Below are 21,343 nucleotides of genomic sequence, written 5' to 3' on the forward strand. Positions count from 1 at the left end.
CGGTGCGATTCGGGCAATACATACTTGGATCGCAAGAGACCAAGGAGGGATTGTCCTATGGCATTGGTACCGTACGAGCCGTTCCGCCATCTGGATCATTTCCGGAGGGAGATCGATCGCCTCTTCTCCGACGAGAATTCCCTGTTCAAGTCAGGCTGGGGCCAGGGGCTCGGCCGCATCGACATCGACGTCTACGAGACCGAGAACGAAGTCGTCGCTTCCTGCGACATTCCGGGCTTGGAGAAGAAGGAAGACGTGAACATCGACATCGACAACAACATCCTCTCGATCAGCGGCACGCTGAACCGGGTGAACGAAGTGAAGGAAGAGCACATGCATCGCCGCGAGCGGTACGTCGGGCGCTTCCAGCGCTCGGTCGGCCTGCCCGCGAACGTGTCGCCGGAAGGCGTGAAGGCGAGCTACAAGAACGGCGTGCTCGAAGTGCGGATGCCGAAGCTGAAGGGCGACTCAAAGCGCCGCATCGACGTGGAGTTCCACTGACCCGGGATAGCGATGGATAAGCGATGGAAAAGCGAATGGATCGGACCCGGAGGGCGCCCCCTCCGGGTTTTCGCTTGTTACCTTCGCGGCGCCGTTTCCCAACAAGCGGAAAAAACCGTCTTGTTCGGCTCAAACGCGCCGCGAACCCGCCCAACAAGCGGAAAAACCCGTCTTGTTCGGCTCATCCGCACCGCGAGCCCGTCCAACAAGCGGAAAAACCCGTCTTGTTCGGCTCATCCGCGCCGCGAGCCCGCCCAACAAGCGGAAAAACCCGTCTTGTTGGCCCCATCCACACCGCAAGCCCGTCCAACAAGCAGAAAAAACCGTCTTGTTCGGCTCATCCGCACCGCGAACCCGCCCAACAAGCGGAAAAACCCGTCTTGTTCGGCTCATCCGCACCGCGAACCCGCCCAACAAGCGGAAAAATCCGTCTTATCGAGCGGGCTCGGTCCCCTTCATCGCTTGCTCTTCTTCGATGCGATCCAGAAGGCGAGGATGACGAGAGGGATGGCGATGATCCACGGGATGTTGATCGTGCCGCCTACGATGACAGCCAACGCCGAAACCACGACGATACCGATGATCATGTACAAGCAGCCTCTTCCGAAAGTCTCCACTTATCCGCTCCCCGAAGCTTTTTTCGATAAATACGTTCACCGCGGGGATCGCGTTGCGATCATGAAGAGAACCCTTGCCCGATGGGGTAAGGGTTCTTCGCCGTCGATATTACTTGGCTTGCGCCTTCTCGTACTCCTTCAGCAGATCCTCTACCAGGATGCCGTTGATGGTCATGCCCGACAGGTTGCACATGCTGATCGACACTCCGCTCAGGTTGCAATCCTCGATCCGGCTGCCGGCCAAGTAACAATTCTCGAATCGGAGCGGCCGCTGCACGGCGTTCGGCACATGGTTCGGATGCCCTTCGGGCGGCAAGCCGATATTGCGGATATAGGCGCCTCCAAGCTGGGCCCCGTCGATCTCCAGATCGCTCAGGTTCGCGTCCGTGATCTTCGTGCCGGCCAGCGTCACGTTGTTCACGCGCCAGCGCTGCAGGCTGACGTTATCGAGCGTGGAATCGTCCAGGCAAGCGTTGCGCACGTCCAGTCTCTTCGCGGTATCGGCGAATTGAAGCGTTTCCACCATTCATCCTCCTCCGGTCCCAAAATCTTTCTTTTTAGGCGGATTATCTACTCATTTTGCTAAAATAAATGTACCATGTATGGAAGAGAATGTATACGGAGAGGGCGAAGGAACGTGCATCGGCGTGCGGACGTTTATCTTTTGAATATCATTCATGCGGTTGTATTTGGAGGTTTGTATTTTGTCCCGCTGAACCTTCTAGATGGCGATCATGATTACTTGGACGGCATTGGCTTCCTGGCCGTTTGGATAGTCGACTATAACCGCCGTCTGCGCAAGGAAGACTACTTCGTCGACCGTCTATCTTCCCCGATCTGGGACAAGCGGGACTTGTGGATTCCGCTGTGGATGCCGATCGTAATCGGCTTGTTGTTCGGGCTGCTGGAAGGATGGGGCAAGCTGTGGCAAGGAGTGGTGTTCGGAATCGTCTTCTCCGCCGGGCATCTACTCTTCCGGTGGGCCGAATTCGCGTACATCCGGAAATGCTCGAAGAAGAAGAGCGGTCCCGAGAGCCCTCCGTCCGGCGTGTAGAGCTGGAAGAAGGTCCCTATGCCTCTCCGGAATATCGCGCTGTGATTCATAGCGCCTCATCGCCGGGAACGGCAAGGTCGACGAAGCCGTATGACGGGAGCTAGACCAATTAGATCGGAACATCGACGGTGGCGCGAACGACATGCAAGCACTCCCCACGCGGCGACTCAAACAATTTTTGGCAAAAAAACAAACCGATCTTATCACGCTCCCGGGAGTTGTTCAAGGCGCTACGCCTACATAAAAAGCCGACCCGTAAGGAATCCGGATCGGCCCATTGTCTAAACGCTTGCCAAGCTGTAGACGCCTACCGCGCGGAACGATTCCTTGACCGCCTTAACGGCAATCTCGGGAAGTTTGCCTTGGTTCGTCAACAGCCCGGCTGCCTTCAGAATGCTCTCGAAGGCGTCGCTGAAGGCGGCGTCGGGCTTCATGATGGTTTTGTCTTTCCAAGCCGTGTACCACAGAACAGCGGCGGAGTCGGTGCCGATCTCGAGCGCGGTCAGGTAGAAGGCTTTGTTCGGGATGCCGCAGTTGATGTGCACGCCGCGGTTGTCCAACTTCCCCGTGTCCTTGAATCCGTCCATATGGCTCGGCTGGGGATCGTCTTCCATGGCGGTTCCCGGCGCTTTCAGCGATCGCAGAGCCACGCCTTTGAATTCCGGACCTACGATCTCGTCCCCGATGAGCCAATCGGCCGTCTCGGCGGTTTGGCCCTTCGCGCGCTGCTTGACGGCGCTGCCGATCGCGTCGGAGAAGTGCTCGTCCAACGCGCCCGATTGGAACGTATAACGCAGTCCGTTCACGTGCTGCGTGATTCCGTGCGTCAGCTCGTGCGCGACCACTTCGAGGCTCTTGACGAATCCGGTGAGCTGGCGCCCGTCCGCGTCTCCGAAGATCATGATCTTCGTCTCGGGGATCCATTCGGCGTTCCCGTAATGTCTTCCGTAGTTCACGTAGAAGCGCAGGTCATGGCCCCGATCGTCCACGGAATTGCGGCCGAGCACGTGCTTGAAGTAACCGAGAGTATGCCCGGCGTTGTCGTACGCCGCGTTCACGTCCTCGTCGTGCGTCGGCGGCTGCCCTTCGCCGCGTACGAGGTTGTTCCGGATCTTCGGCACGTTCCGACAATCGAAAATCATACGTTCCGCGCGGCCGTCATCGTCCCGGTCGCGCTCGGGCCCGGCGCCGGATCGGGCGAACGAATCGATCTCTTCGCGCAGGACCCTCCTCTCGTCCAGCGTCTCCGCCGCTTCCCTGCTCCCTTCCTCCGACCATCGTTCCAACAGATACGTCGGCACGAAGCCGTCTTTGCGAGAACTCCCGTTCATTGCCCACTCCTCCTTCGATAGCCTAATCTCCAGTAGAGAGTATGAGCGTAATCGGAATCGCGTACTCGGAACGGCGAGAATATTTGACAGATCGATACAAAATTCATATCCTAGAGGCAACGAGCAATGAACGGATAAGAGGAGGCGTCCCCGATGAGCAAAAGCGGAAGGCCCCGCGAATTCAAAGATACCGCCGTGATCGACGCCGCTATCGAGGTGTTCTGGTCCCGCGGGTACGAAGCCTGCTCGACGGACGATCTGTGCAAGGAGACGGGACTGGGCCGGGGCAGCTTGTACAATGCGTTCGGAAGCAAGCACGAGCTGTATGAGCAGGCGCTTGCCCGCTATCATCAGGTGGGGATCTCGACCCAACTGGATATTTTGAAGGCCGACAAGCCGGTGAAGGAACGGCTGAGAGAGCTGTTGGAATGGGAGATCCGGGAGAATTCCGCGGCGAAGGACCGGGGATGCCTGCTGATCAACGCCTCGGCCGAGCGGGGCAAGTCCGACCCGTCCGTGGAGCGGATTTTCAACCAACACGTGAACCTGCTGGAGCGGGCGATCGAAGAAGCGATGACCGAGGGGCAGTCGAACGGGGAGATTCCCGCGGACCGCGACGCGGGCGAGCTCACCGCCCTTTATCTGAGCAGTTACTACGGCCTTCGGGTGCTGCATTCGGGAACGATGAATCGCGAGCTGACCGCGCGGATCGTCGACGGAATTTTGGCCGCCATCTTCTAGAGGCATGGGGAAGCAAGCCGTGTCGGGGACTTGGGGCTGCGCTTACTTCGGAAGCAGTCGGAAGCGGAATGCTGCCGGAGGGACGCGGCTTTTTCGGGGCCAATTTTGTACTATTCGTTACAAATCCGAGTCTGGCATAACTAAGGCAAGGAGGGGATGGCGCGCCTATTTTTGTACTGTTTATTACAAAAAAATCAAAACCTATAAAGGAGTTGTTGGCTTTGCCTCTCGCGATTTATGTGCTGGGTTTGATGATCTTCTCGATGACCACGTCCGAATTTATGGTGGCGGGCATCATGCCGTCGTTGTCCGAGGAGTTCGGCGTGTCGGTCGCGGCGATCGGCTACTTGATCTCGGCCTATGCGGCCGGAATGATCGTCGGAGGGCCGCTGCTGACGATCGGACTGCTGAAGGTTCCTCGCAAAAAAGCGTTCCTGACCCTGGCCTTCCTCTTCCTGGCCGGCCAAACGCTGGGAGCGCTCGCTCCGAGCTACGAGCTCATGATGGCGGCGCGGATCCTCACGGGGATCGCCTCGTCGGCCTGCTTCGGCGTATCGATCGCCATCGCGCTGACGCTCGTCCGTCCGGAGCAGAGTGGCCGCGCCGCTTCGATCGTGCTCGGCGGGCTGATGGTGGCGACGGCCGTCGGGCTGCCGGCCGCGATGCTGTTCGACCAGCACTGGGGCTGGCGCTCCAGCTTCTGGGCGGTGGACGTCCTCGTGCTCGTATCCGGGCTGATGGGGCTGTTCCTCATCCCGAGCTCGCCCAAGGAGGACTCGGCTTCGGTCAGCATCCGCGGCGAACTGGCCGCGTTCAAGAACCGGCATCTATGGGCGGCCTATGCGACCAGCATGCTGATCATCGGCGCGACGTTCGCCGCCTTCAGCTACTTCTCGCCCATTCTGACCGACCTAGCCGGCTTCGACGCCGGAATGGTGCCCCTTCTGCTCGGTATATACGGCGTCGCGACCGTCGTCGGCAATACGGTCACCGGCCGGCTGGCCGACCGGTATATGATGCCGATTCTGATCATCGGCTTGACGGTGCTGGCCGCCGCCTTGGTCCTGTTCGGCGTGTTCGCCGCCTCTCCGGTTATCGCCGTCGCGGCCGTCGTCGTCATCGGGCTGTCCGGGGTCACGATGAATCCCGCCATGGTGACGCGAGTATCGCGCGTGTCGAACAGCGGCCCGCTCGTCAGCACGTTCCACGTGTCCGTCGTCAACTTCGGCATCGTCGTCGGCTCCGCGATCGGGGGAATGACCATCGACCGCGGCATGGGGCTGGCGTCGCCGCTCTGGGTCGGAGCGGGATTGGCCGCAATCGGACTGCTCTCCTTGCTTCCCTACTTGAACAAGGGCAAGGCGACTGCGACGGAGACCCCGCCCGCGGCCGAGACGGGCAAATCCTGCGCGTAAATCGGCAGGCCAATCGTCCATCTTCGAAGATGACCCCGCAGCTCCAAACGAGAACGATAGAAATCCAATCGCCGTCTCATGGATACGCTTTTCAACCTCCTATATGATAGAAAGATGGAGTGCGGATCCGAAGCGAGATTATGAAGGAGAAGGCGGGGGAGATCGTTGCTTACGAAGATCGACTTATCGGGACCATGGAAGGTTCAGCTTGATGAGCATAAGAGCGGACTGCGGCTGCCGTTCGACGATGAGATGGAGCTGCCCGGAACGACTTCGCATGCGCGGAAGGGCGCGCGGAACGATGCGGTCGAGATTGGGCACTTGACGGACGAATACCGGTTCGAGGGCTGGGCCTGGTTCTCGAGAGAGGTGGACATTCCCGAGGAACTGGCGGGTATGACGGCTCATCTGTACTTGGAACGGACGCGAGTGACCACCGTCTGGATCGACGGCCGGGAGGCGGGAACGCGGAATAGTCTGAGCACGCCCCATCTGTATGAGGCGACCGGTCTGCTAGCCCCGGGCAGGCATACGATTACGATCCGGGTCGACAATACCGGCTATCCGACCAAGGGCGGCCATTTAACGTCTCCGGATACCCAGACCAACTGGAACGGAATTACGGGCCGAATCGAGCTGCAGTTCGCCGGCGAGACGTACCTGCGGGACGTGCAGGTTTATCCGAACGCAGCGGACCGGTCGGTCGTCGTTAAAGCTCGGCGGGTTGGAGGCGGCGGGAGCCTCCTCACCGTCTCGGCGGCGGGCTTCAACGGCCACGAGCATGCCGTGGGGAAGCGGGAATACGCGTTGTCCGACTTCGACTCCGGCTCGGGCGACGTATCCGTTCGATTCGACTTCGGAGAGGAAGCCCGGCTGTGGAGCGATGCGGAGCCTTATCTCTATCGGATGACCGTCCGCTTGAAGAACGCGGACGGCGAGACGCTGGACTCGCAAGAGACGATCGTCGGGCTGCGGGAGTTCAAGGCGGACGGGGACAAATTCGCCGTCAACGGCGTCCGCACTTTTCTGCGGGGCAAGCATGACGGGTTGATTTTCCCATTGACCGGGTTCGCGCCGACCTCCGTGGAGGAGTGGCTGCGCATTCTCGGCATCGCCCGATCCTACGGGATCAATCATTACCGCTTCCATACGTGCTGCCCGCCGGAGGCCGCGTTCATCGCCGCCGACATGCTCGGCATCTACATGGAGCCGGAACTCCCGTTCTGGGGCACCGTCACGGACGAGTCCGACGAGAGGCATCATCCGGCCGAACAGGATTATCTGATCCGCGAGGGCTTCGCCATGCTGGAGGCTTATGGCAATCATCCATCGTTCGTCATGATGTCGCTGGGCAACGAGCTATGGGGCAGCAAAAGCCGGATCGATGCCATTCTTCAAGCGTACAAGTCGCATGACGATCGCCGTCTGTATACGCAAGGCTCGAACAACTTCCAGTTCGCGCCGTATATATCGCCCCATGAGGACTTCTACTGCGGCGTCCGCTTCTCCCGGGACCGCCTGTTCCGAGGCTCGTATGCGATGTGCGACGCGCCTCTCGGCCACGTCCAGACCGATCGGCCCGGCACCCTCAAGGACTACGACGAGCAGATTCGGCCTTCCGGCGGCGGAACGGAAGCGGGAGAGGGAGAGCAAGAGCAGGACCAAGATCAAGAGCGCAAGGGAAGCGCCATTCAGATTCAATACGGCACCGAGACCCGGACCGTGCGGGCAGAGGCAGCCGAAGAAGAGCTCATTCCCCGCATCCCGGTCATCTCGCACGAGATCGGGCAGTACGCCACGTTCCCCAGGTTCGCCGAGATCGAGAAGTATACGGGTTCGCTCAAGGCGCGGAACCTGGAGGCGTTCCGGGACCGGCTGGAAGCTAAGGGGATGGGTCCTCTCGCAGAACGATATTTTATCAACTCCGGCCAACTGGCCGTCGCTTGTTACAAGGAAGAATTGGAGGCCGCCTTCCGATCCCGGAAGCTCGCGGGCTTCCAACTGCTCGATCTGCAGGACTTCAGCGGCCAGGGCACCGCGCTGGTCGGCATCCTGGACGCCTTCATGGACAGCAAAGGGCTCGTAACGCCGGAGGAATGGCGAACTTACTGCTCTGATGCGGTGCTGCTCGCCCGGTTCGAGAAGTTCAACTACGCGTCGGGCGAGCGCTTCGACGCGCATGTCGAGCTCGCCTACTATCGCCGGAAGCCGCTTGGGCCTATCGAGCTTCATTGGGAGATGCGAACCTCCGAGGGCGCAATCGCGAGCGGGCATGCTCGGGCGTCGGCGCCTGACGGCGAGGCTTATATCGATATCGCCGATCTCGGCTTCGAGCTGCCTTCCGTGGACGCGATGACGAAGGCGGTCTTCGCCCTTGAAGTGGCGAACACGGACATACGCAAGACCTACGATCTGTGGATCTATCCGAAGGAGACGGCCGTTGCGGCCGATTGGGCAGGCATCCACTGGGCGGAGGAGCTTAGCGACGACGTGCTCCGGCTTCTGGAGCGGGGGGCCAACGTGCTGCTCATGCCCAAGCCGAATCGCGTGTCGCGGGCGATCGAAGGGACGTACTGCACCGACTTCTGGTGCTATCCGATGTTCCGTTCGATCTCGGAGAGCATGGGCAAGCCGACTCCGATCGGAACGATGGGCCTCTTGATCGAGAACGGGCACCCGGCTCTCGCCGACTTCCCCAGCGAGACGCACTCTACCTACCCGTGGTGGAGCCTCGTTATGCATTCCCGGTCGTTCATCCTGGACGACCTTCCGCCGGAACTTGCGCCGATCGTCCGGACCATCGACAACTTCGAGCGGAACCACAAGCTGGGCTTCCTGTTCGAGTGCCGGGTTCTGAAGGGCAAGCTGCTCGCGTGCGCGCTCGACGCCGATCGGGTTCGGGAGACGCCGGAAGGACGGCAGTTCCTATTCGGCCTCAGCCGCTATATGCGATCCGAGGCATTCAAGCCGCAGGTCGAGGTAGAAGCGGAGGAGCTGCGAAGGCTGTTCTAGCGATGGCCGATGCGGCGGAAGGGATATCCGCTGCGGCATGGCAGCAACTGTAAAGGGACATAGTAAGGTTCAGGAGGTTTAGACCTGTGCCTAACTATGTCCCTTATCTCATTCTGATTATCCTCTCCACGGCGGTCCTCGTCTGGATGCTCGCGCGAACGAAGCAATATCGGACCTTCGTCGCCTACCTGTCGTTCGCCGGCATGATCTACATCTTCGAGATCGTTATCGTCGTCGTACTCGCCGCCTATGAATACAAACCGCGGATTACCCCGATCCGCTATCTGGACAACATGATCGGGGCGTCCGTCTCCAATACCTTCACGATCCCGACGATCGCTGCCTTGATCGCCGTTTTCCAGCTCCGCTTCCGCTGGATCGCGTTCTTCTCTTTGCTGTTCGGGGGAATCGAATTTTGTTTTTTGCGGTTGGGCATTTACGAGCATCATTGGTGGAGAATCCCGTATACGATAGCCTCCTTGCTTTTTTACTTCTCGTTAACGAGGTGGTGGATACGGCGGTTCTATGCAGGAAGCCGGCCGATTCGAGCCGTCTCCTTCTTCGTCTATACGCTGGCCTTGGTGTATACCTTTGTCTTTTTCCCTATGTTGAGCGGGCTTCGGCTGTTCGAGCCGGGGATATTCAAGGATATCTATCGCGACGATACGTTTTTTACGACCCTGTATGGACTTATGAAAACCGCGCTGATAACAGCCTCGATCTTCTGGCTGAGGAATTGGCGCTGGCTGATTGCCGCAGCCGCCGTGATCGCGACCTCCCATTATTTTCTGATTCGGTTCGGTATTCTTAAGGTCTTTATTCCGCTATGGCTCTACGTTGCGATTTACTCCGCGTGCTGCTGCATCGTCATCGGCCTCTGTTACCTGGCCCGACGTTCCGTTGAGCGACAGACAAACCATTAGCGCCGAATGGAATCGCTGCGAGCTGCAAAAAGAACCGCACACGAGTGCGGTTCTTGAACATTTTATTGGACTGGCGCGCCCGATACGATTCGAACGTACGACCTGCAGTTTAGGAAACTGTCGCTCCCCTGCGAAAACCCGAAAAGCCTTGATATGACTGGAATGTTGACGCATGAGATGACGGACAGTCTTATGCCGGCTCCCACAGTCATCAATATCATAGCAGACGGTAAACCGAGGTTCAAGGGCTTGGTCATTGTCGCTCGGGCTCGTGTCCGAGTGGAACGTAAAGCACGAGTGCTCTTGTGCTTTTTTTCATTTGTAGGGATAAAAACCGTTATGGTTGGAAACAATGGGGCATACAATAGTTTAAGTTTCGGTTTAACTTATGTTGAAGTTTTGGTTTAAGTTTGGTAGAATGGAGGCAAGAGGTGATGTTCATGTCTACAAAGCAGGAAGTCGAACTGGTCATCGAGAAGAGCGATCAGGTATTGGAGCATACGATCAAACAAGCCGACCCGGAATTTTATCGTGCCTTAAGCAACGTGCTGCACGATTACATCGTCATAACCAATCCACGCAAGCAAATTGCATTTCGGAAAGACCTTCGAGGTCTAATTCGCCTCATGGCAGAAACCGTTAACCAAGCAAAACCTGTACGGACATTCTCGACCGGGGAATTGGCTCGTATCTTCGGGGTATCCGTCCAGGCGATAAATAAATGGATTGATGAAGGAAGATTTTTGGGTTATAAGCGGGAGGGCAACCATCGGCACAACCGCATCCCCGAGACCGTTTCATTCGTGATGAGGACTGGAGAGGTACTTCCACTTGAAGAAGTGGTTGCCATGTATGAGCATCAATTGCAGGAGCAGCAAGTTGACGATGCGGTTGACCATCGTGACGCAGTGCTGGATGAGATCTCCCGGCTCATGAAGAAGCACGGAGGCACGTACGAGATGACACTTGGAGCCAAAACGGAACGCACCGCACAAGAAGAGCGGGATGCATCAATCTGGCTGGCCTTGCTTGATGAGTTGAGGGATATGAATGAAGCGAAGTAACCAGGACATTTACGGAACAAATTTTGATTTCTTGAAGCGTTCTTTTCCTGACATAATCGACTCCATAGAAGATGGGTTTTTTGGTGAAGAACCCAGCAGAGGGGCAATTGTACACAAAACGATTAAATTCGTCGATGACACTTATATGACGGTGTTTGAACTTGTCGATACCAAGACAGGGAAAAAGAAGAAGTACCAGTATGATTGGGAATATCAACGGGGCCATCAATGGAAATGGCATAACGAACCTCATGAACAGAAACAGCACCAGACAGTAACGGAACCCGATCATATGCATCATAAGCCCGTCGGGGTAACGGAAGAGCGGCGGTTACCCAATTATGGTCATCACGACTTGTATACGATAATGGAAACCATTCAAATGCATATCGAGATATCAAAGCAGAAACAAACGGACAAGCCACGGCCAAGGTGAATACTGAGGTTGTGGCTTGTCGAATACTGTCGATAAATTTTTATGTGATAACATTGGATTTTTGGTGGGTGGCCTCCTTATAATCGAAATTGTAAGATGTCCTCCGAATACCCTCTAACTGACCCACCCTCGGCATTTCGGCCGTTAAATTCCTATTATATTATGGCAGCCAGCCTTTGGCTGCATTGAATTCCGAAACAAGGAGGTTCTCACTACCTGCACGATTCAGTAAATACTTGACCCGCGCAGTTTTCTTTGTTGTGTCTTCAAACTCCTTTATTGGGTTTCGCAAGTGAGCCCAACATTCATCCCCTCAATAAAGGAGAAATGTGAAATGTGACGTTTGTGTCAAGGTAACTTGGATCCATGACGAAGAGAGAGTTTCCACAGTCAAGTTCTTGAAGTTCCGTCAGTTGGCCAAGCGGCTCGGCAAGGATAAGGCATATATTGACCGCTGCATTCATGGCTTCATGACGTTTGCCTACTCGGAAATCATTCATATGGATGATCAAGGCATCTGTATGTGCTGCTTTGTAAAGCAGATGAAAGACGAATGGGATAACCTCGTTAAACAAGCCGCGTAATTGGGGAGGGGCGGCCCAGATGCCGCCCTTATCCACTCCAGCCTCTTCTTATGACCGCCAGGGCCCAGCGGTCCATTCATAAGATGGAGGTAACTACACCATGAATGACTATTCACAATTCTACGAAGATGCGCTGGAGTCACCGATTCGTTGGAATGGCAACGAAGGTAAAACAAATTTTCCCTTCCATGATGACAAAAATCCCTCCCTCTCGGTCAATCGGGATAACGGAACGTTTCATTGCTTTGGCTGTGGCGCTTCAGGAAATGCCCAAGCGTTTGCCAAGCGGCTGGGACTTCATGTCCCGCGGATGGAGCAGAAGAACAACCAAGATACGAAGGTCATGAACAGTCGGCGTGAAAAGTATCGGGAACACGAGAGAGAACATGTCTATACGGATGCAGATGGGAATCCTGTTCACCTGATTGGAATTGACGGCTCGGGTAAGAACAAAAAGGTATATCAGTATCATTGGCAGGATGGGAAATGGTACATGGGTGGCCCTAAAACGAAGATACCGTACCGGCTACCGGATGTCATCCGCGCTGTTCAGGCGCAGGAGACGGTGTTCATCGTAGAAGGAGAGAAGGATGCCGACACCCTTCATGAACATGGACTGACGGCGACCACCAATCCGTGCGGCGCTGGTAGTTGGCCTAATCACAAAGAATTCAATCAGCCGTTCAAAGACGCCACAATTGTCATTCTTCCGGACAACGATGAGCCCGGACGTGAGCACGCCGATAAAGTCGCCGCCTTGCTCCGCAATCTGGCGAAGACGATCAAGATTGTCCCGTTGCCGGGGTTGACGGAAAGCGGGGATGTATCAGATTGGCTTGCTTCTGGCAGGACCATTGATGAATTGAAGCGCATTGTCGGTGAAGCCCCTGTCGAACAGGTCGCTCCCAAGGAACAAGAGCCAGCCATGGATCCGGAGACTTTCTTCGAAAACGGAAGGTTCCAACCTGTCCTACTTGGCCGGAAGTTGCTTGAACTGATGCCCTCCTGCGTCAACGGTTCCGACTTCTACACATACGACGGGGGCGTTTACCAGGCCCGCGGGGATGCCAAACTCCGCAAGAAAGCGTTGGACCTCCTGGGAAGTAAGTACCGGCAAGCCTATGTAAACGAAACGATGGACTGGATTCGTACGAAGTTGTTCGGCGAGCCCATCCAAGCCTTCAACGAAGTGGATGACTATATCAACGTCCAGAATGGCCTGCTCAACTGGCGCACCGGCGAGTTGTTGCCGCACACCCCGAATCGCTTTTCCTCGATTCAGATTCCTGTCACCTACAACCCGGATGCAAAGTGCCCCGAAGTCAAAAAGTTTTTCTCCGAGATCGTCCCCGCGGATGTCGTAGCGACCCTATATGAATTGTTCGGGTATAGCCTGCTTCCGACAAACCGTTTTCAGAAGGCGTTCATGCTTCACGGTACTGGCGCCAACGGCAAGAGCACGTTACTGAAGTTGCTCGAACAGTTTGTCGGTCTCTCCAATGTGTCCAACGTCCCGCTGCACCAACTGGAGCGAGATAAATTCAAGGTCGTACAGTTGAAAGGCAAACTGATCAACGTATTCGCGGATATTTCGCATAAAGGCTTGGATACGTCTTCGACGTTCAAAGCGCTCACCGGTGAAGACCGGATTAACGCCGAGTACAAGGGAAAGGACGGTTTCGACTTCCGGCCGTTCGCCCGCCTCATCTTCTCCGCCAACGTTCCGCCGACCAGCAGCGATGTATCGAACGGCTTCTTCCGTCGCTGGATCGTCATTCCCTTTCCGTACTCATTCGAGGGGAGACAGGATCCCCATTTGCTGGATCGCCTGACGAGCGGTGAAGAGTTGAGCGGACTCCTCAATCTCGCTCTTGAAGCCTTGCGGAGACTGGATCAGCAGAAGGGCTTTACGACGGGGCCGTCGCTGGAGAAAGCGCTGACGAAGTACATGCAGGAGGCCGACAACATCGCCGGATTCCTCGCCGAATGCTGCAAAATAGATGCGAAAGAGAACTACCCCCGGAAGGAGTTCTATCATAAATACGTGGAATGGTGCCAGGAAAATGGCGTGAAAGCAACTACGAAGAAAAAGTTCAATCAGCGTCTCCTGGAGAAGGTGCCCGATCTCTCGACGGGACGGAAGTATCTTGGCCCTGAATTGTGGCTCGGCATCACCTATGTTGCCTCATGATCTGGAGTTAAGCGCCCCGACAGGGGCGCTTTCTCTTTATCGTCGTTCCTCCTCCTTCTACAGAGAAAGAAAAAGAAAGGGGGGCCGGCGCCAGATTCATGAATGTGAACCAACTCCTTTGGAGTTTTCTGTATGTGTAATCCCTTGCGGGACAAGGGATTACAGGTTCCATACAGGTTATACAGAAAACTCTTCACATCTAAAACTGGCAAAAAGTCTTGGCCGGCGTGAGTCGCCGGATAAGTCGCAAGTGACAGATAGGATGGAGAAGGAGGAGAAGAATATTGCAGGGGATAAGCAACTTGGAGAGTTTTCTGTATGACTGTATGGCCTTGTGCCGCAAGGCTTTTCGGGATTGTTTACTGTATGAGATTCCTGAATGTGTTTTCTGTATGAGCGGATTGAATATCGGAACAATTCCCGAATAACCAGACATTGTGAAATCCTTCACTATCGACTCGGCGCATGGTATGATTTCCTTGTGAGGTGATTTAGTTTGGCAACGATTTATACTCTTTCCGAAGTGGGAAAATATTTCGGTGACTGTATAGCGCTCGTTTTTGCAAGTTCGTAACGACCGGGAGGGTTAGATTGTGGAGGAAGAAGTTCAGAATTCGCGTGTATTTTCACTCGATGAAGTTGCCGAGGCACTCGATGTTTCGACCACAGCAATCCAACAATGGATCCATGAGGGGCGGTTTCTCGGCGTTCAGCGTGAAACGTGCAATGTGATGCCCGCAAATACGGCTTTTCGATTGCAAGACGGAAGCGTCATCTCCCTTTTGGAGTTGGTGAGGCAGTATTCGGAATCAGGCCGATCCTTTGCAGATGACGATGAGAAGGCGCTCCTCGAAATCGAGATTCAAGCACTAAGAGATAAGTACCAAAGTGAATTTGAGGAAGTCTACGCCACCGTACAGACCCCCGAGGCAGAAAGTGATGCCTCCAGGTGGCACTTCTACCTTCGTCGGTACAAGGACTTACAGAGCCGCGGTTGATGCCGCGGCTGCACTATTTATTCGGGCAGTTATGGAATCATGCCGCCATAGCAGGACTTTTGTCGGATTCCGTAGAATTTGAAAGGATGGGAAAGTGAAACAGCGCGTTGCGAACATCCGTTTGCTGACGAGGTGTTGTCGCGTGCTGACGTTATGATCAAATCAATACCATACTTGGAGGTCCTTATGGCAAAACTGACGCAGCAGCAACTCGAATCGCATTTATGGGCAGCCGCGGATATCCTGCGCGGTTCTATTGATAGTAGTGATTATAAGCAGTACATCTTCGGCATGCTTTTCCTCAAGCGGCTCAATGACGTGTTTGTGGAGAAAGCCGAAATGATTCAGCGTGAAGAAGGCGAGGACTACGGTTGGACGGATCGAGACGAGCACCAGTTCTTCGTACCCGAACGGGCGCGTTGGGAAAGTCTCAAGAAGATTACCGTAGACGTCGGGGATGCGATTAACAAGGCGTTCGAGGCGCTTGAAGAAGAGAACAGTTCCCTTGAAGGGGTATTGACCCCCATCGACTTCAACGACAAGGGGCGGTTGTCCGATGCAACGATTGTGAAATTGGTGCAGCATTTCGATTCGTTACGATTGGGCAATGAAGAACTGTCCGAGCCGGACATGCTTGGCCGGGCCTATGAATACTTGATCAAGATGTTCGCGGACGACGCTGGCAAGAAGGGCGGCGAATTCTACACGCCCACGCAAATGGTGAAACTGATCGTTCACCTTATCAAGCCTGAAGAAGGCATGCGTGTTATGGATCCGACATGCGGCAGCGCCGGTATGCTTGTCCAAGTGGTTGACTACATCAAGTCCAAGGGTGGCAATCCGCGCAACCTCACTCTTCATGGGCAAGAGAAGAACCTTAACACCTGGTCGATTTCGAAGATGAACTTGCTCTTGCACGGATTGAGCGACCACCGCATCGAGCGCGGCGATACGATTCGCGACCCGAAACTGGTCGAAGACGGCGAACTGATGCTCTACGACCGCGTTATCGCCAATCCGCCGTTTTCGCTCGCCAACTGGGGCCGCGAAGAAGCAGAGACCGACGGCTACGGACGTTTTCGCTTTGGAATTCCCCCAAAGGACAAAGGTGATCTGGCATTCGTCCAGCATATGATCGCTTCGCTCAACCACAAGGGCAAGGCCGGCGTCGTGATGCCCCACGGTGTGCTTTTCCGTGGCGGGGCAGAAGGCGCGATCCGCAAAGAGATTCTCGATGAGGATCTGATTGAAGCGATTGTCGGCTTGCCGTCCAACCTCTTTTATGGCACGGGCATTCCGGCTTGTATTGTCATCATCAATCGCGACAAGAAGAATGATCCGGCCAAGGCAGGCAAGGTTCTGTTTATTGATGCTTCCCGAGAATATCAGGAAGGTAAAAATCAGAACACGCTGCGAGATCAGGACATAGAGAAGATCGAAGCGACTTATGATGCATGGCAGGACGTGGAGAAGTATGCCCGGGTCGTGGATCTGAAGGAGATCCGCGATAACGACTTCAACCTGAACATTGCCCGTTATGTTGATACGGCCGAAGAAGAGGAGCAAATCGATGTGGCCGAGGCGCTTTCCGAACTGCGGCGGTTGGAGAAGGAACGCGAAGAGGTAGAGGCGGTAATGAACGGATACTTGAGGGAGTTGGGTTTTGGTGAGTAAGGATGATCGAGGTAAAGTTGAAATCCCAAATGAGTGGAAGGTAGAAAGCCTGGGGAATTTGTTTGAGTTTTATGGGGGGATGCCGTTTTCACGGTCTGCGTTAGGAGATAGCGGATTCCTTTACTTGCACTACGGCGACATTCATAAAAGAGGAAATGGGAAATTTGATGTTGCCAAAGATTCTGCTTGGTTGCCAAGAGTCGATATATCAATCGAAGAAGTGAAAGAAAATGCTCTTCTACATGATGGGGACCTTGTATTTGCAGATGCATCGGAAGACTATGACGGTATAGGGAAAAGTGTTGTAATTGAAAATAAGAGCGGCGAAACTTTTGTCTCGGGACTACACACTATTATTGCCAAAGGAAGCAGTAAAGAACTTGATCTCAATTTTAAGAGGTACTTTCTTTCTCCTCCTTTTGTGAGGAATCAATTTATTCGAATTGCTACCGGAGCAACTGTGTACGGTATTTCAAAAGCAAATATAAAAAAAATAAATGTGTTGGTCCCTCCCCTCTCCGAACAGCGTAAAATCGCATCCATCCTCTCGTCCGTTGATGAAGCCATCGAGAAAACAGAGGCGATCATCGAGCAGACCGAGAAAGTGAAGAAGGGGCTCATGCAGCGGCTGCTCACGAAAGGAATCGGGCATACGCGGTTCCAGCAGACGGATATCGGGGAGATACCGGAGGAGTGGAAAATAAATCATGGTTTTATAAAGATTGTCTCAGGCTACGGGTTTCAGGCAAGTGATTACGTGGAGAAAGGAATCCCTCTTGTAAGAATTAATAATATCGGGTATGGCGAGATGCTTGAGGACGATTTTATATATCTTCCCACACCGTTCGCAACCGAATATCAAAAGTTTCTTCTCAAAGAAAATGACATAATAATGGCATTAAATAGACCAATTACAAACGGTAAACTCAAAATAGCCATTATAAAAAATAAACATGTACCTTCAATACTGTATCAAAGAATTGGTAAGTTGGTATTCGATACTACGAAGTACCACCCGGAATATATCTTTCTGTACTTACAAAGCCCACAATTTCTCAAGCAACTTGAAATAACATTTGTTGGCTCTGACCAACCATTCATCAAGAACAGTGAGTTTGCAAAACTCCCATTTGGGATCCCGTCCTTACAGGAACAGAAGAAAATCGCTGAAATTTTGGGGTCTGTTGACTCGAAACTTAGGGTTGAAAGAGATAAGTATGATAAATTGCTTCGTTCAAAGAATGCCCTCATGCAAGTCCTTCTCACCGGCAAAGTCCGGGTGAAAGTCAAAGAAGAGGCCGAGGTGGTGAAAACATGACCGAACGATTGGACTGGGCGTACGAGAGCCCGGTTGAAGAGCGATTGATCGAGCAGTTAGTCGGGCTTGGGTTCGCCTATGTGCCCGCCTCGGAACTGGACAAGGAACGCGAGAGCCAGCGTGAAGTCATTTTGGAGGACCGCCTGCGGGCTGCCCTCCAGCGGCTCAATCCATGGCTGGACGAGAACAACCTACGCAAAGTATTGCGTGAGGTAACACACTTGGAAGCCGCGAGTCTCATGGAAGCCAACGAGCAGTTCCATGATAAGGTCGTCAACTACCTCTCTGTCCAGCAGGATCTCGGGAAGGGTAAGAAGAACCAGACCGTTAAAATCATCGACTTCGACGATCCGACGAGCAACGAGTTCGTTGTCACCAACCAGTTCAGAGTAAATACGCCGACCGGGACGATCATCCCGGATATTGTTGTATTCGTAAATGGTATTCCCTTGGCGGTGATCGAGTGCAAGAGCCCGACGATCACGAACCCACAGGCGCAGGCGATCAAGCAACTGATCCGTTATTGGGAACAGGCAGAGCGGCTCTTTCACTATAACCTCTGCGTCATTGCGACCTGCAACGAACAGTCCCAGTACGCGACGATTGGGGCCCGGTCGCGGCACTTTGGGGAGTGGAAGGATCCTTATCCGTTGAAGATCGCCGACGTCGGCGAATCCCCTACAAGACAGGATGTGCTCGTTGCAGGTATGTTCAGCAAAGCCAACTTACTGGACCTGCTGCGAAACTTCGTCGTATATGAGCCGGAAGGCGGCCGGACGATCAAGAAGTTGGCGCGTTACCAGCAGTTCCGGGCGACGAACAAGGCAATTGACCGCATTCTCTCGGCCAAGACTCCCCGAGAACGCGGGGGTGTCGTCTGGGCAACGCAGGGCTCGGGCAAGTCGATCACGATGGTTTATCTATCGGTTAAACTGCGCCGCATCGAGCAACTGGAGAATCCGACGATCATCGTCGTAACCGACCGGACGGACCTTGATACGCAGATCTCGAAGACATTCCTTCGCTGCGGCTTTCCCAACCCGCAACAGGCGAAGACGGTCAAGGAACTTCGGGAACTGCTTCAAGCCGGATCGGGCCGCACGATCATGACGACGATCCAGAAGTTCGAGGAGTATGTGGACGAGAGCGGTTCCAGGGTGCTTAATGAGGCGCACAACATCTATGCACTCGTTGATGAATCGCACCGCACAAATTATGGGGGTCTTGCCGCGAACATGCGGGCGGCGCTTCCCAATGCCTGTTTCTTGGCCTTCACCGGTACGCCGATCGACAAGGAAGATAAGTCCACGGTCGCGACGTTCGGGCCTTACATCGACAAGTACACGATTCAGCAGGCCGTAGATGACGGGGCAACGGTGCCGATCTTCTACCAAGGCCGGCTGACGGACATGCACGTACAGGGCGAGTCGCTGGACAAACTGTTCGACCGCATGTTCCAGGAATACTCCGAAGATGACCGGGAACGAATCAAGAAGCGTTACGCGACCGAAGAAGCAATCACCGGGGCGCCGCAGCGGATTCGCAAGATCTGTATGGATATCATTGACCATTACGAGACCCACATCGCGCCGAACGGCTTCAAGGCACAAATCGTTGCCATCAACCGGGAAGCGGCGGTACTTTATAAAGAGATTCTGGATGAACTGAATGGCCCGGAGTCGGTCATTATCTTCTCGGGCGGTAACGATGATGAGGACCGGATGAAAAAATACCATTTGTCCAAGGAGCAGCAAAAGTTATACATTGAACGGTTCAAGAAGCCGCTCAAAGAAGACAAACTGGCGTTTCTTATCTGCGTTGACATGCTGCTCACTGGATTTGACGCGCCGATCCTTCAGGCGATGTACCTGGACAAGCCGCTCAAAGAGCACAATCTGCTCCAGGCGATAGCGCGAACCAACCGGACGTATGACGGCAAATCGTACGGCCTCATTATCGATTACTACGGCGTGTCCGGCTTCCTGAAACAAGCGCTGTCGATCTTCACCGATACGGACGTTCAGGGCGCCCTCAAGCCGATTGATAGCGAACTGCCGCGGCTGCAGACCCGGCATCGGTCGGCAATGCGCTTCTTCGATTATATCCGCAAGGATGATATCGAAGCCTGCATGAAAGTGCTGGAGCCCGAGGACGTACGCAATGAGTTCGATGTCGCCTTCAAGAAATTCGCGGAGAGCATGGACATGGTGATGCCCAATCCCGCGGCGATTCCGTATCGAGAAGATCTCAAATTCCTGGGGAAAGTGCGCCAATATGCCAAGCAGCGGTTCCGCGACCCCGAAATGGACATTTCCGACTGCGGCGAGAAGGTCAAGCAACTGATCAAGGAACACCTCATCGCCCAGAAGATCGAGATCTTGCATGACCCGGTGGACATCCTCTCCAGCAAATTCAAAAAGAAACTGGACGAGGCCCAATCCGACGAAGCCAAGGCGTCCGAGATGGAGCACGCCATCAAGCACGAGATTCGGGTAAAACTGCAGGAGAACCCCGTCTACTACACGTCGCTTCGCGAACGTCTGGAGCAGATTCTGGCGAACTACAAGCAGCGCCGTATCGATGACAAGGAGAAAGCCGAGCAACTGCAAAAGTTGATCGACGAACTCCGTAACCGCTCGAAGACGATCGAGGACGAAGGCTTCGAGCCTCACGAGTATCCGTTCTACCAGTTGATCAAGCAAGAGATGTGGTCCGAGTACGAGAACAATGACGACATCAAGGAACTGACCCGCACGCTACTTGCCGAGATCGATAATCTCTTCGTCATCGAGTGGACGCAGAAAGAAGACGTGAAACGTGAAATGCGCTCCCGCCTGAAGAAGAAACTGCGGATCAGTCGATGCGATCGCGAAAAGGTGGAATGGCTCCCTGGGGAGATCGTGAAGTTGGCGGAGGTTCATTTCCGGAAATGATCGAGGAAGTCCAATTGGTTTATTATGGAGCGCAGGCGGGCGGTTATTTGGAGGCACGGTTGATGCCGCGCGGGATCTTTTTGAATGACTCAAGTCTTTTCCCCGGCGGCAGGATGGTTCCTTTACCTCCTCGGGAGTATGAAGACTTATCCACCGTACTGCAGCATGCCCCGTATCAGGCTTGGAATGACCGCTACGAGGCGAACGTGACAGACATTCCAAGCGTGCGGCTGACCATCCTTGAGAACGGCCAGAAACGTACAATTTCTTGCGACATCGGCGAGGGGCCGGAAGCCCTTCAGCGTGTGGTTCGCTGGATCCAGAGATTGGTATACAGCGTCAGCCGGGAACACGATATAGAGCAAACACGCACTGTCGCCGTAGTAGCATCTTTCCTGGGTGTATCGGAGACCGCTATCGTTGAGGCCGTTCGCGCTGGAAGACTTCGAGCATACATCATCGAGGAAAGTGGGATTGGTCAGTACCGCTTGCCGGTCGAACAGTTTCAGCGGCTTGTACTGGGCGGGGGCACAACCAAGAGGCGAAAGTGA

18 protein-coding genes are annotated in these 21,343 nt (G+C 54.6%); 14 read left to right on the forward strand and 4 right to left on the reverse strand.

The window, feature by feature from the left end; translation table 11 throughout:
• Positions 1 to 57: 57 nt before the first annotated feature.
• On the forward strand, positions 58 to 501 hold the full coding sequence (locus H7B90_RS06370; RefSeq protein ID WP_185135027.1) for an Hsp20/alpha crystallin family protein: 444 nt from the start codon (positions 58 to 60) through the stop codon (positions 499 to 501).
• Between the two features lie 455 nt (positions 502 to 956).
• Here the strand turns inward: H7B90_RS06370 and H7B90_RS32765 are convergent, their stop codons facing one another.
• Together H7B90_RS32765 and H7B90_RS06375 are read right to left on the reverse strand one after the other, a co-directional pair.
• Positions 957 to 1,088 (reverse strand): hypothetical protein, encoded by a 132-nt coding sequence (locus H7B90_RS32765; protein WP_260410811.1) that lies wholly within the window; start codon positions 1,086 to 1,088, stop codon positions 957 to 959.
• 139 nt (positions 1,089 to 1,227) lie between these two features.
• Complete coding sequence (locus H7B90_RS06375) at positions 1,228 to 1,641, reverse strand: pentapeptide repeat-containing protein (protein WP_185135028.1); 414 nt, start codon at positions 1,639 to 1,641, stop codon at positions 1,228 to 1,230.
• Positions 1,642 to 1,860: 219 nt separating this feature from the next.
• Here H7B90_RS06375 and H7B90_RS06380 point away from each other — a divergent pair, with 219 nt between their 5' ends.
• Positions 1,861 to 2,172: a hypothetical protein gene (locus H7B90_RS06380; protein WP_185135029.1), complete on the forward strand. Its 312-nt coding sequence runs from the start codon at positions 1,861 to 1,863 to the stop codon at positions 2,170 to 2,172.
• 281 nt (positions 2,173 to 2,453) lie between these two features.
• Here H7B90_RS06380 and H7B90_RS06385 read toward each other — a convergent pair whose 3' ends face one another.
• Complete coding sequence (locus H7B90_RS06385; protein ID WP_185135030.1) at positions 2,454 to 3,503, reverse strand: M4 family metallopeptidase; 1,050 nt, start codon at positions 3,501 to 3,503, stop codon at positions 2,454 to 2,456.
• A gap of 153 nt (positions 3,504 to 3,656) precedes the next feature.
• Here H7B90_RS06385 and H7B90_RS06390 point away from each other — a divergent pair, with 153 nt between their 5' ends.
• The 6 genes from H7B90_RS06390 (at position 3,657) to H7B90_RS06415 (ending at position 11,094) form a co-directional block, all read left to right on the forward strand.
• Positions 3,657 to 4,244, forward strand: coding sequence for a TetR/AcrR family transcriptional regulator (locus tag H7B90_RS06390; RefSeq protein ID WP_185135031.1), 588 nt, complete (start codon positions 3,657 to 3,659; stop codon positions 4,242 to 4,244).
• 221 nt (positions 4,245 to 4,465) lie between these two features.
• On the forward strand, positions 4,466 to 5,659 hold the full coding sequence (locus H7B90_RS06395) for an MFS transporter (RefSeq protein ID WP_185135032.1): 1,194 nt from the start codon (positions 4,466 to 4,468) through the stop codon (positions 5,657 to 5,659).
• Positions 5,660 to 5,824: 165 nt separating this feature from the next.
• Positions 5,825 to 8,671: a DUF8487 domain-containing protein gene (locus tag H7B90_RS06400; RefSeq protein WP_260410815.1), complete on the forward strand. Its 2,847-nt coding sequence runs from the start codon at positions 5,825 to 5,827 to the stop codon at positions 8,669 to 8,671.
• 86 nt (positions 8,672 to 8,757) lie between these two features.
• Positions 8,758 to 9,594: a hypothetical protein gene (locus H7B90_RS06405; RefSeq protein WP_185135033.1), complete on the forward strand. Its 837-nt coding sequence runs from the start codon at positions 8,758 to 8,760 to the stop codon at positions 9,592 to 9,594.
• A 440-nt stretch (positions 9,595 to 10,034) separates the two neighbouring features.
• A complete protein-coding gene (locus H7B90_RS06410; RefSeq protein WP_185135034.1) occupies positions 10,035 to 10,658 on the forward strand; it encodes a MerR family transcriptional regulator in 624 nt (207 codons plus the stop codon).
• Positions 10,645 to 11,094, forward strand: coding sequence for a toxin-antitoxin system TumE family protein (locus tag H7B90_RS06415; protein ID WP_185135035.1), 450 nt, complete (start codon positions 10,645 to 10,647; stop codon positions 11,092 to 11,094). The genes H7B90_RS06410 and H7B90_RS06415 overlap by 14 nt, the downstream gene beginning before the upstream one ends.
• A 305-nt stretch (positions 11,095 to 11,399) precedes the next feature.
• Here H7B90_RS06415 and H7B90_RS06420 read toward each other — a convergent pair whose 3' ends face one another.
• Positions 11,400 to 11,714 carry a hypothetical protein gene (locus H7B90_RS06420; RefSeq protein ID WP_185135036.1) on the reverse strand — a complete coding sequence of 105 codons (315 nt, stop codon included), beginning with the start codon at positions 11,712 to 11,714 and terminating at the stop codon, positions 11,400 to 11,402.
• A gap of 64 nt (positions 11,715 to 11,778) precedes the next feature.
• Here H7B90_RS06420 and H7B90_RS06425 point away from each other — a divergent pair, with 64 nt between their 5' ends.
• The 6 genes from H7B90_RS06425 (at position 11,779) to H7B90_RS06450 (ending at position 21,343) form a co-directional block, all read left to right on the forward strand.
• Positions 11,779 to 13,869 (forward strand): phage/plasmid primase, P4 family, encoded by a 2,091-nt coding sequence (locus tag H7B90_RS06425; RefSeq protein WP_185135037.1) that lies wholly within the window; start codon positions 11,779 to 11,781, stop codon positions 13,867 to 13,869.
• A 593-nt stretch (positions 13,870 to 14,462) separates the two neighbouring features.
• Positions 14,463 to 14,867 carry a hypothetical protein gene (locus tag H7B90_RS06430; RefSeq protein ID WP_185135038.1) on the forward strand — a complete coding sequence of 135 codons (405 nt, stop codon included), beginning with the start codon at positions 14,463 to 14,465 and terminating at the stop codon, positions 14,865 to 14,867.
• 186 nt (positions 14,868 to 15,053) lie between these two features.
• Positions 15,054 to 16,541 (forward strand): type I restriction-modification system subunit M, encoded by a 1,488-nt coding sequence (locus H7B90_RS06435; RefSeq protein WP_185135039.1) that lies wholly within the window; start codon positions 15,054 to 15,056, stop codon positions 16,539 to 16,541.
• Positions 16,534 to 17,859 carry a restriction endonuclease subunit S gene (locus tag H7B90_RS06440; protein WP_185135040.1) on the forward strand — a complete coding sequence of 442 codons (1,326 nt, stop codon included), beginning with the start codon at positions 16,534 to 16,536 and terminating at the stop codon, positions 17,857 to 17,859. Before H7B90_RS06435 ends, H7B90_RS06440 begins: the two co-directional genes overlap by 8 nt.
• Positions 17,856 to 20,792, forward strand: a complete 2,937-nt coding sequence (locus H7B90_RS06445; protein WP_185135041.1) for a type I restriction endonuclease subunit R — start codon at positions 17,856 to 17,858, stop codon at positions 20,790 to 20,792. The genes H7B90_RS06440 and H7B90_RS06445 overlap by 4 nt, the downstream gene beginning before the upstream one ends.
• The gene (locus H7B90_RS06450; protein WP_185135042.1) at positions 20,789 to 21,343 is read left to right on the forward strand and encodes a DUF6438 domain-containing protein; all 555 of its coding nucleotides are present in this window, start codon (positions 20,789 to 20,791) and stop codon (positions 21,341 to 21,343) included. The genes H7B90_RS06445 and H7B90_RS06450 overlap by 4 nt, the downstream gene beginning before the upstream one ends.

The sequence above is a fragment of the Cohnella xylanilytica genome, from assembly GCF_014212175.1.
In the GTDB taxonomy this organism is placed as follows: Bacteria; Bacillota; Bacilli; order Paenibacillales; family Paenibacillaceae; genus Cohnella; species Cohnella xylanilytica.